Genomic DNA, 10234 nt, shown 5'->3' on the forward strand with positions numbered 1-10234 from the left:
GATGGTTATATATTAGTCTTACAACATGAATCCCCACACTTAAGCCCTTTTAATAAACTGAAGGGCTTTTCCTTAGTTAAGTTAAAACCACATTATTCCTCTTTTAACAATAACGTTCTATTTATGGTCCTATCTGTCTCTGTTATGATATTAGAAGAGGTGATAAATCTGTGCTAAACACTCCTTTAAAACCAATGTTATTACAACCATCCGAGATTATATCAACTGATTCAAATTATATACATCAGTTGAAATTTGACGGACATAGAGCATTATTTCATTACGATCATGGGAAAATCACTATCTACACTAGACATGGAAATGATGTTACAGTAAAGTACATTGAATTACTTAATATAAACTTGCCTGTTCGAACATGTATATTGGACGGAGAAATGATTGTTCTTGATAAAAATAGTGAAATACCCAAACCGAATTTCGAATCCCTTATGACACGATTTCAAGCGTCTCAAAGAGATAAAATTGATTCTCTCGCAAAATCCATCCCCGTACACTTCGTTGCATTTGATATTCTTTTCCTTAATGGAGTATCTACAATACATGATCCCTTAGAAAAGAGATTAGATATCTTAAGTTCGATTATTGTTAACGACCATCTAATTTCAGCAGCTACTTCATTTAACGATGGACAAACCCTATTTAATAAAGTGAAGAAGCTAGGCTTAGAGGGGATAGTAAGTAAAAACCTCTCATCTAAATATAAATTAGATAGTCGAACCTTCGCTTTCCAAAAAATCAAAAATTACCAATTCTTAATAGGAAATATTTATGGATATAAAAAACATTCTTTTGGATGGTTGATAAAAGAAGGGAACCAATCAAGAGGAATTGTGGAATTTGTCCCCAAAAAGGAAAGGGAAGCCTTTTATAAAATATCAAAACAATTAATTATCGGGGAAGATAAGAACTTTGTTTATTTAGATCCACTTCTAAAAGGAGAAGTTAAATATCAATGTTTAACTTCTAAAGGTTTTATGAGAAGTGCTAGCTTTCAAAAATTTATAATTTAACACCCTTTACATAATGTAAGGGGTTTTTGTTTGTCCTAATGAAAAAATGGTGTGATATAATGGTGATACAACTACATAGGTGCGGGTGGTATGCACTCTTTTCCTGTCTAAGAGGGAAAGGAGGTGACATACAAATGGATTTCGTATTGGACTTACTCAAAGATGTAGCAAAAATTTTTTTTACTACTCTAGCTGCAGGCTATGCAAATCGCTTTGCAAGCAAAAAGAAGAACAAACGAAAACCCACCCCGCGCCGTCGGAAGCATAAGGGTGGGTCTTCTAAATAACAATTTAGCATACCACTCGTAAGTAGTTGTCCAAGGAGTTCTAGCTCCTTGGTTTTTTTAGTTTGATTCTTATATATTATAATATACCCTTGTAACATAAATTTCAATCCGTTATGACTTAAAGTAAAGAAGATAAAGCTTCCATTAATTCTTTAATATCATCACTTGCTTCATTTAAAAGGTCTTGTCTTTTATCTGCAGCTTGGTTGCCTGCAATCTCTCCAGGATCACTATCTTCTTCATATGGCAATTCAGAAAGTATCTCTCCAGCATACACATTTTCATTAAAATTAGCATAATTATCAATTGGACCATTGTATCTAACAAGATGGAGAACTTTATTTACTACTTCTTGGTCGTATCCATTTTGATTTTCATCAAGTACTTCTCTCAAATCCTCAAGTAACGATTTACTAATAAGTGCTTCCGAAGAAATGTATTTGTGTTCTTCTCCACCACTAAAATGATCTCCAAAAGTGTAAATGTCTTCGTCTAATTTACGATATATCTTTTCAATTTCCATAGGGCACCTCTTTATCCATTTATTACCGTTATTTTATCTGGTTAGTCAAAATAGGTCAAACATTTTGCTCTCTTTATAGTGAAATTAATTTAACAGTAAGAAAATAACATTGAAATCGAACATAAGTTCTTATATAATTTTTTATGTTAATTGGAGGAGATAGTAATGGCTTATTCTTTTTTAGAGGAAGAAACAATTTATAATGCAATGGAAACTAATTCTTCTGTTTCTTTTTATGTTTTTGCCCATCCAGCATTAGGTGAGGCAATCATAACAGGGAAAACCATATTTATTGATTACAACAATAAGCACTTTCGTTTAGTAAAGGATAACACAGAAGAAATTTTATATTTACCTTTTTCATCGATAAGCAAAATAACAAAATAGGTGATTGTTTATGTTCGACTACTCTCAGTTTCCTAATAAAAACATACTAGCAGTCGATATGAAGTCATTTTATGCTTCTGTTTCAGCTGTATTATTAGGACTCGACCCTCTTACCTGTCACTTAGCTGTAGTAGGAAATACGGAGAGGGAGGGGAGTGTAGTACTTGCTGCCTCTCCTGCTATGAAAAGAGATTTTAAAATAAAAACTGGTTCTCGGAAGTTTGAAATTCCAAAAGATCCTCGAATTGTAGTAGTGAATCCATCGATGTCCTTGTTTGTCCGCGTATCTACAGAAATAGTTAAATTATTCTATAGGTATGTACCTCCTAATAAAGTACATGTTTACTCCATCGATGAAAGCTTTTTAGAACTTGGACCATCTGATAAATGGGGAACACCCCAAGAAATAGCTAAACAAATTCAATATGATATTTATAGTGATTTCGGGCTCCCCTCTACAGTAGGAATCGGTCCAAATATACTTATGGCAAAACTGTGTTTAGATTTAGAAGCTAAAAAGGTGGATAGTGGTATTGCAACTTGGACTTTCAATGATGTACAAAAGAAATTATGGCCTATATCACCATTGAGTGAAATGTGGGGAATTGGTAAGCGAACTGAAAAAACTCTAAACAGAATGGGGATATTTTCAATAGGGCAACTTGCTAGGTACGATTTGAAATTACTAGAAAGTAAGTTTGGAATATTAGGAAACCAATTGTATCATCATGCTTGGGGAATAGACTTGTCCGAAATTGGAGCACCAATTATGGATGGACAAGTCAGTTACGGTAAAAGCCAAATATTACTTCGGGATTACAAGGAAAGAAAAGAGATAGAAACTGTAGTATTAGAAATGTGCGAAGAGGTATGTAAAAGAGCAAGAAAGAATCACCATGCGGTTCGTACTATAAGTTTTGGGTTAGGATATAGTCGAGATGAGTATGGTGGTGGATTTAATCGGTCAAGAACAATCGAAAATCCTACTAATGTAACCATGGATGTATATAAGGTATGTTTGGATATTATGAGAGAAAATTATCGCGGACAAACTGTTAGACAAATATCTGTTAGTTTGTCAAAACTTGTAGATGATTACGAAGTGCAATTGGATCTATTTGATAATAATAGTTGGAAGAAACGAAAAATTGGTTATGTAGTAGACGAATTAAGAAATAAATTTGGCCCCACCTCTTTACTAAGGGCAGTCTCCTATACTCCAGGAGGAACAGCTGTACACCGTTCCAAATTGGTTGGTGGTCATAGAGCCTAATCCCCCTAAAGGGGGACTTTATTTTATACCAAGACTCTCCAATGTCTCCCGAATATTTTCGGGGTATACTTCAATATATAATTCATGAAGTTTTCTTCTTAGTTTTGTGTGGATTAAAAATAGTACTAATGAAATGATAACTACTGGAATAGTTGTTAGAAAAGCATAGAGAGGATTAACTAAAATAAAGAATCCGTAACAATGAGAAGAAATGAGATTTATAATCCTATCGAAAGTGTTTATCCGTCTTAAATTATTTTCTGTTTTGAAATACCTCTCTACAGCTGTTAATTCACGGTTAGTTTTCCCTTTCCAAGACCATTGAGCCTTTTCAAATTCTATCCATTCCTCTTTTTCCACTTTCTTTTCCTTTGAAGAAGCGAAATTCCTAATATCGCTTTTTTTTTCTGAAAAGAAATGAGCATATGCTTTCTTAATTTCTTGTCGATAAATGTCCCTTTCGATTCCCTGAACCTTTTTATAAACACCAGTTAAGCGGGATATCAAGTATGCACCATAACTAAAAAACATTACAGCAAGGAATATAACTATCGTTTCATTAAAGTATTTTGGATATATGTAAGTAATAGCATAGATAACTATAAAACTATATATAACATATGAGAGATATAAAAAAAATCTTTCTTTACTGAACGGCCAACTCATTATAATTTACAATCCCCTTTCTTATCTACTATTATTATCGACGATTTTAAAATGTTCTTGATATTTAAACGGTGTAAGCTCTTGATACAGCTTTAACAGTTGGGTATAAATATAAGCTCTCCAGCCATTCATTATTGTCATAAGTTATAATTAAATCTGCACCATCAAAACCATGATATAAATTATCTAATAAACAATTAAGTTTAATATGATCCTCTTCTTTGTAATAACATCGATATAGTGAAGAGGCTTTATTGACATATGGGGGGTCAATAAAAATAGTAGTTTGATCCCACCAATAACTCTCTTCAATCATTTCACAAGCATCCTGATTAGATATCGTTACTTGGTCTGAAAAGGAATGTAATTTTTCAATTCGTCTTATTAGTTCATCTGGATTCCACCTAGAAGTTAATTGTTGCGGTGTACCTTTCTTTCCTCCCAGTGGATTAGCATTAAATATTCCGGAATAAGCTAACCTGTTAACAATCAAAGTATTCCACGCTGCCTCTACAATGTTTATTTTGTCAAAGTCCTTCTTAATAGTAAGTTGTGCTTTGTAAAAATCCTCATGTGAAGGAGTATATGTTTTCAATCGTTCCGTTAAAGCAAATGGCATATTAAAAATTACCCAATAAAGGGCGTATACACCAAAATCCTTATCATTTATATGTAAGTGGTTAATAACTCCAGCTTCTAACAATGCGAATTCTACACTTCCACCACCTGTATATGGTGAAACAAAGTGATTCATTTTTTTATTATCGAGTTGATTATATATGTAATTGACCATTTTACTCTTACCACCAGGATAACGTAAAGGCGAGAGTCTCTTTTTAAACTTAATAGAAGAAGGAATGGGTTCATTTTTTCCAGAGGATTCTTCTAATATGAGTAAATACCTTCCTTTATCCATTTGATTAATTAAGGTAAATCCATCACATACCTCACACCAATATCCAGTTTTATCTTTATTAAAGGTAAGATCCTCTACTTCTTCATTATAACAATACTGACATTTATAATTTTTTGTCATAACTACACTCCTGTAAGAACCTTATATAGTTGTATTATAACCGTATACGGTTTAAAATGGTAGTAGAACAGCATAGAAAGGATTTTTTTATGAAGAAAACAATTGATAATTTTATGACAGTTTCAGAAGCTGCTGAAAGGTGGGGTCTTCCTGCCGATACAATAAGAAACTATTTAAAACCATCAAATAAAAAAAAATGGCAAAAAACCGAAAAAATGATTGAACTCGGCTTGTTAAAATATCACCAAAGTAAATTTGATACAAAAAAAGAGTGGATACTTTCGAAGGACGCAATGGAAGTTTGGTTTGGTGTAGAAAAGAAGGAAGCGGAATCAGATTCAGAATAAGAAAGAGGGGGCAATTTATGAAGTTTTTTAATAAAAAATTAGGAACAGTTAGGGTATTAGTACATCTGCCAATGGCTTTATTATCTATTTTTATTTTTGTTTTCCTATTTACTTCTTTAATATTGGTTACTAACCTACTTGTAGGAAAATTGTTAACATGGTCTCTATTTATACTATTATTTATTTCATATGAATTTTATCTAAGAAAAACAAATAATTTTTATGTTTATCCTATTACTTCAAATAAATATGAGGAAATCAAAGATAAGCACTTAATACATTACACTAATTCCATAACTGATGAAGATTACCAGTATTTTTTACAAACAGGAAAAATACGATTGAAAGCTAAAATTAGTGCCAAGACAAATTATGTAATGAAATTTAAAAGTAAAAGAAAAAAATACATATGGTTTCATCAAGAGGAAAAAAATATGGAGCCAAGCTTCAATTCTTATTACTTTTCACATATGCATGAAAATTCACCTAGAAAATATAAAGTTATTATTAGAGTTTCCGATCTTGAGAAAGAGAGAATGCTAGTTCGACCTAGTAACAATAACATAATAGTAGTGAACGACTTAGAGGTTCCAGGAATCATTTACACAAAGTATAATTCATACAATACAAAATTCTACTTTAATAAATTGATTATTGGTGGATTATTAGGTTATATACATCCTAAAGTTTGGTTATCTTCACTTCATCAAACTTATGGGATAGTAGTTGATTTTCTATTAAAGTTTTATAAAAGAGAAAGTAAAAGGAAAGAGCTTAATTATAAAATATGAAGTTTAAATAAATGTTGCTTTTGAAAGGTAACATGAAGGAAATTACAAACTGTTCACCTACTAAGTAGGAGGAAGGGAGTTAGATTGTGTTATAAAAAAAATAAAAATGCAGAAGTAATTTTCACAATAGGTGAAACAAAAATAGCAACTAAAATTAATATTGAGAATGCCTATGAAGAAATAGATTTTATTGAAGATAAAAATAACACAACCAAGGAAATTTACCACATTTCATTAATTGTTATGGTTTCAGATAAAATAAAAAACGATATAGGAATAGCTATTCAGGATCTCATCCTTCAGTAGAAGTGCGTTATTTATAATACATAACACTACAAATGATTAAACAAAAAGGGAGCATTAAAGTTTTCACATTAATGCTCCCTTTTTATTTTTTTCTCCTTTGATCAAGTCGTTCTGCAGCAAGCTTAGCTTTTTCTCTAGATGTATTGATATAAAGTAAGGAAATATCAGATTGAGTATGCCCCAATTGGTTCATAATAAGTGGAATGTCTCCTCCTGTTTGTTCAGCTAAATTAGTAGCGTAAGTATGTCTTAATTTATGGGGGGCCATTCGTTTATCAAATGATTTGGTATACTTATAAACTATATTCTCAACAGCACGAGCAGTAAGAGGGAGCGTTTCTCCCTTATATTGTTTAACAAATAGATACTGACTGTCCTCATTTCCTGCTTTATACCTTTCAGTTCTAATAGTTAGATAATCTAATACATCTAACATCGAAGAAGGAGTAACTGGAATAGTATCTTTCTTGCCACCTTTTCTAATAATACTTATTTCGTTATTTTTACTATCTATATCTTTAAGACGTAATTCTATCAATTCATTTACTCTAATTCCGCTACCCAAAAATAATGAAATGATAGCAAAATTTCGTTCCTTATCACGTTTAAAGAACTTTAATTCCGAAGCCGAAAGAGTGTTTTCATAGTCGTTTTTTATATACTCCAAAAAATCCAGATCTTCATTTCCTATAAAAATCTTCTCCGAAATCTTCCGTGCTCTTTCATTAAAAGTTTCCGAAACTTTCTTGATAGGAATTTTTTTCATTACATTTCGATGAAAGTAAGGTTCACCTTGTGTTCCTGAAACTTCTGCTTCAATCGTTAAATAATTGAAAAGCGAACGAAGGGAGGACTTATGCCTATTAACCGTTTTTGAACTTATTTTATGAGATTCATTTGCTTTCTCGTACTTTTTCCGACCGACATATTTGAAATAATCTTGTGCATCAGATAGGGGCAGGGATCCTAATATCCCAACTGGAAATGTTTTTAAACTAGACCACTTGACTCTTTCATCAGCCATTAACCAAGATAAAAACTCCTTATAATCTCTAACATAATTGAATAGAGTAAGAGGGGAGCGATTATCCATTTTGGCTTCTACATATTCATTTATAAAGTCTGGCATTTCCTTTAGAAGTTCCTCTAGTCGTCTTTCATAATATTCATGTTGTTTTGTAATAGCCAATTCCGTCCACCTCCAAACAAGAACATTTGTTCGTATAATACAATTATTACGAACATTTGTTAACATAATTACTTTACCATCAACTTATCGTTTCAAACTTTTAATAAAAATGGATATCTTCCAAGATCATTAAGTAAATGCCTTATTCTTGTATTTATTGCATCATTACTACTAAATGATATCTAGAGATATAAGGGAACGCTAACAATATTATAAAAATTCCAGTGTTTTAGACGTAAAAGGGTAGGGGCATTCTACAATTATTTTCACTATTTACCGTATGTGATATCGAAAATGTTTTTTTAGTAATTTCCTATGGAAATTACACGTTCAAACCACTCTAACCTGACATTTTTGTTGACTATTCATGTATAAATGTTATTATTACTCCAAATATAACGTATTACTTTCTCCACTACCGATATTGTAGAGCTGGTAATACTTGTACGGAAATAGCTTTCCCCCGCTACCTATAAGGCAGGGCTGAGCTATTTTTTTCTATTTATTAAACCTAAAACATCTTGTAGTTCTTGTTTTTGTTCTAATTCTTTTAGGCTTTTGTATTTTTACATTTTTTTCAGCATCGGAAGTTATTTTTGTTAAATTTGATGCTAAAAAAAGGTCAACATACTCTTTAAACTTAACATCAGATAATTCTCTTGAACTTTGCCATTCATAATATTTTATATTACAAACAAAATTATAAAAAGCAGGTTCATTTAGAAGTTCTACAACAAGGGAATTCCTCATTAATTCTCCTTTAGACAAATTATCTTTCTTATTTTGTATTATCGTTCTTACAAAACCCATTAGTAAATCTACAATTTCAACTCCAATTTCATTTTTTTTCGGTGTTAGTTTACAGTTTAATACCTTAAATTGTTCACCACGATACATGGATTGGGTATTTAGTTGTTCTACTAAGCGTTTATCAAGCTCTAATTTGGAATAATTTGATGAATTCTCGATAAACAAATCAGCTTTTATGTTAACATCTTTCCCATAGTTTCGTAACAAGCCATATAATATTCGCTCTGGTAATTTTGTATAAATCATGAGCTTAGATAAACCTTTATCGTCATAAAAACTTCTTCTTTCTCTTAAAGAAGTTTCATCGTAATTAATAATATTCATTTTACAAACAGGGGAGTAATTTATAAATACTTTTATAACCTTTATAATGTCTCTCTTGAGTGGCTTAAAACCTGAATATTCTGTCCAGTGTAAAGGTAAAAACTCATGATTAACTAGCTTTCTATTAATTTCAATAAATTCAAGAGATTTATAGATTGATTCTGGAATCAGTAAGCCTGCCATTAAAGTAGGTCGTTGTTTAATATTGTTGCTACCACTTTCATCAAAAAAAATATTTACTTGTTCGGTATTTAAAGCTTCCTGTTTCATCATTTATTCCTTCCAATCAAAGTTTACTTAATTGACACAATAAAAGGGGTATAGTAATATGTATATACAATAAATACGCGCTCACGTGAGCGACCGAAAATATTGATGGATTAATTAGTACGCACTCATGTGAGTGTCTGAAAATTAACTGTCTTTTTGCAAAAGAGTGTTCCTGATAAAGGATTGCTCTTTTGTTTATTATACCAAACATACGTTTGATTCGTCTATGCATCTAACTATTCGTAAAACTGGTATTATACGAATAATTAGATCTAACTTTATATACTCCTCCTTTTCTTGACAAGTGACACAAATATACTGAACCTTATGTTTTAGCTTGGATTTTGGATTTATATACTCTAATTATTTTAATTATTGTGCATCTGTTGTCCATTTTATTATTAGTTTGCGACATACATCAATTAATAAAATGACACAAAAATAACATAATATCTTGTCACTTCGATTATAAACATTGTTTGATTTATACTTTTGACATATTGAATTTATTAACGGCCATTCTTTAAATTAGAATTTTTATGGACTTTTTCGGTATCCTCATTAAAAATCGGTGTATCTATTAAAATTGAAATCTCATTTGCTAGTTTTGGGACACTTCTGTTGAAAATAATAGTTCGTATCTGGTGATAAGTAATTTTTACTTTATTCATTTCTAAGTCAGCAATTCGCTTGGCAATTCTCAACTCATATCTTAGGATTTTGGACTTTTTCTCGATTGATCGAATTAACTTATTTGATTTTTTTTCTTACACGGAATAAATAACACCAACGGATAAAATAGGTTATAATAGACTTATTAATTATTTAAGTTGGTGTTTATTTATGCGTACTAAAAACAGGTTGAATCCAAGCGAGTCTATCTATTACAGTCCTGAAATTTCAAATTGTCCTGACTGTGGAGAGAAATTAACCTATTGCCATCCTGTATGGAGGAAAACCATCTCTACCCTAAAAGGGGAATTTAAAGTTATTA

General features: G+C 31.3%; 12 protein-coding genes. 7 read left to right on the forward strand and 5 right to left on the reverse strand.

The annotated features are described in order from the left end of the window. Nucleotides 1-194 precede the first annotated feature (194 nt). Together QQZ16_RS02875 and QQZ16_RS02880 are read left to right on the forward strand one after the other, a co-directional pair. Nucleotides 195-1031 (forward strand): ATP-dependent DNA ligase, encoded by an 837-nt coding sequence (locus QQZ16_RS02875; protein ID WP_284561080.1) that lies wholly within the window; start codon nt 195-197, stop codon nt 1029-1031. A 134-nt stretch (nt 1032-1165) separates the two neighbouring features. Next, nucleotides 1166-1318 carry a hypothetical protein gene (locus QQZ16_RS02880; protein WP_164463770.1) on the forward strand — a complete coding sequence of 51 codons (153 nt, stop codon included), beginning with the start codon at nt 1166-1168 and terminating at the stop codon, nt 1316-1318. Between the two features lie 118 nt (nt 1319-1436). Here QQZ16_RS02880 and QQZ16_RS02885 read toward each other — a convergent pair whose 3' ends face one another. Next, nucleotides 1437-1841 carry a hypothetical protein gene (locus QQZ16_RS02885; RefSeq protein WP_284561081.1) on the reverse strand — a complete coding sequence of 135 codons (405 nt, stop codon included), beginning with the start codon at nt 1839-1841 and terminating at the stop codon, nt 1437-1439. A 165-nt stretch (nt 1842-2006) separates the two neighbouring features. Between QQZ16_RS02885 and QQZ16_RS02890 the strand changes: the two genes are divergently transcribed. After that, the gene (locus tag QQZ16_RS02890; protein WP_251628518.1) at nt 2007-2228 is read left to right on the forward strand and encodes a hypothetical protein; all 222 of its coding nucleotides are present in this window, start codon (nt 2007-2009) and stop codon (nt 2226-2228) included. 10 nt (nt 2229-2238) lie between these two features. Next, nucleotides 2239-3501 carry a Y-family DNA polymerase gene (locus QQZ16_RS02895; RefSeq protein ID WP_284561082.1) on the forward strand — a complete coding sequence of 421 codons (1263 nt, stop codon included), beginning with the start codon at nt 2239-2241 and terminating at the stop codon, nt 3499-3501. Between the two features lie 18 nt (nt 3502-3519). Here QQZ16_RS02895 and QQZ16_RS02900 read toward each other — a convergent pair whose 3' ends face one another. After that, the gene (locus tag QQZ16_RS02900; RefSeq protein ID WP_251628514.1) at nt 3520-4032 is read right to left on the reverse strand and encodes a hypothetical protein; all 513 of its coding nucleotides are present in this window, start codon (nt 4030-4032) and stop codon (nt 3520-3522) included. A 199-nt stretch (nt 4033-4231) separates the two neighbouring features. Continuing rightward, nucleotides 4232-5203, reverse strand: a complete 972-nt coding sequence (locus tag QQZ16_RS02905) for a DNA adenine methylase (protein WP_251628512.1) — start codon at nt 5201-5203, stop codon at nt 4232-4234. Nucleotides 5204-5292: 89 nt separating this feature from the next. Here QQZ16_RS02905 and QQZ16_RS02910 point away from each other — a divergent pair, with 89 nt between their 5' ends. From QQZ16_RS02910 to QQZ16_RS02920, 3 genes are all read left to right on the forward strand, one after another. Further along, complete coding sequence (locus QQZ16_RS02910; protein WP_251628510.1) at nt 5293-5550, forward strand: helix-turn-helix domain-containing protein; 258 nt, start codon at nt 5293-5295, stop codon at nt 5548-5550. A 17-nt stretch (nt 5551-5567) separates the two neighbouring features. Then, a complete protein-coding gene (locus QQZ16_RS02915) occupies nt 5568-6341 on the forward strand; it encodes a hypothetical protein (RefSeq protein WP_284561083.1) in 774 nt (257 codons plus the stop codon). Between the two features lie 84 nt (nt 6342-6425). After that, nucleotides 6426-6647, forward strand: coding sequence for a hypothetical protein (locus QQZ16_RS02920; protein ID WP_284561084.1), 222 nt, complete (start codon nt 6426-6428; stop codon nt 6645-6647). A gap of 82 nt (nt 6648-6729) precedes the next feature. Here the strand turns inward: QQZ16_RS02920 and xerS are convergent, their stop codons facing one another. Both xerS and QQZ16_RS02930 read right to left on the reverse strand, forming a co-directional pair. Further along, a complete protein-coding gene (gene xerS, locus QQZ16_RS02925) occupies nt 6730-7836 on the reverse strand; it encodes a tyrosine recombinase XerS (RefSeq protein WP_251628496.1) in 1107 nt (368 codons plus the stop codon). Between the two features lie 498 nt (nt 7837-8334). Further along, entirely contained in the window at nt 8335-9240 is a 906-nt protein-coding gene (locus QQZ16_RS02930; protein ID WP_284561085.1) for a DUF3800 domain-containing protein, read from the reverse strand. Between the last annotated feature and the right edge of the window lie 994 nt (nt 9241-10234).

This window comes from Bacillus sp. T2.9-1, assembly GCF_950097965.1.
Classification (GTDB): domain Bacteria; phylum Bacillota; class Bacilli; order Bacillales; family Cytobacillaceae; genus Niallia; species Niallia hominis.

Bases quoted from the DNA above. Each gene is read 5' to 3' on its own strand.
- QQZ16_RS02875 (WP_284561080.1), top strand. From the start codon at position 195: ATGTTATTACAACCATCCGAGATTATATCAACTGATTCAAATTATATA.
- QQZ16_RS02880 (WP_164463770.1), top strand. From the start codon at position 1,166: ATGGATTTCGTATTGGACTTACTCAAAGATGTAGCAAAAATTTTTTTT.
- QQZ16_RS02885 (WP_284561081.1), bottom strand. From the start codon at position 1,841: ATGGAAATTGAAAAGATATATCGTAAATTAGACGAAGACATTTACACT.
- QQZ16_RS02890 (WP_251628518.1), top strand. From the start codon at position 2,007: ATGGCTTATTCTTTTTTAGAGGAAGAAACAATTTATAATGCAATGGAA.
- QQZ16_RS02895 (WP_284561082.1), top strand. From the start codon at position 2,239: ATGTTCGACTACTCTCAGTTTCCTAATAAAAACATACTAGCAGTCGAT.
- QQZ16_RS02900 (WP_251628514.1), bottom strand. From the start codon at position 4,032: ATGTTTTTTAGTTATGGTGCATACTTGATATCCCGCTTAACTGGTGTT.
- QQZ16_RS02905 (WP_251628512.1), bottom strand. From the start codon at position 5,203: ATGACAAAAAATTATAAATGTCAGTATTGTTATAATGAAGAAGTAGAG.
- QQZ16_RS02910 (WP_251628510.1), top strand. From the start codon at position 5,293: ATGAAGAAAACAATTGATAATTTTATGACAGTTTCAGAAGCTGCTGAA.
- QQZ16_RS02915 (WP_284561083.1), top strand. From the start codon at position 5,568: ATGAAGTTTTTTAATAAAAAATTAGGAACAGTTAGGGTATTAGTACAT.
- QQZ16_RS02930 (WP_284561085.1), bottom strand. From the start codon at position 9,240: ATGAAACAGGAAGCTTTAAATACCGAACAAGTAAATATTTTTTTTGAT.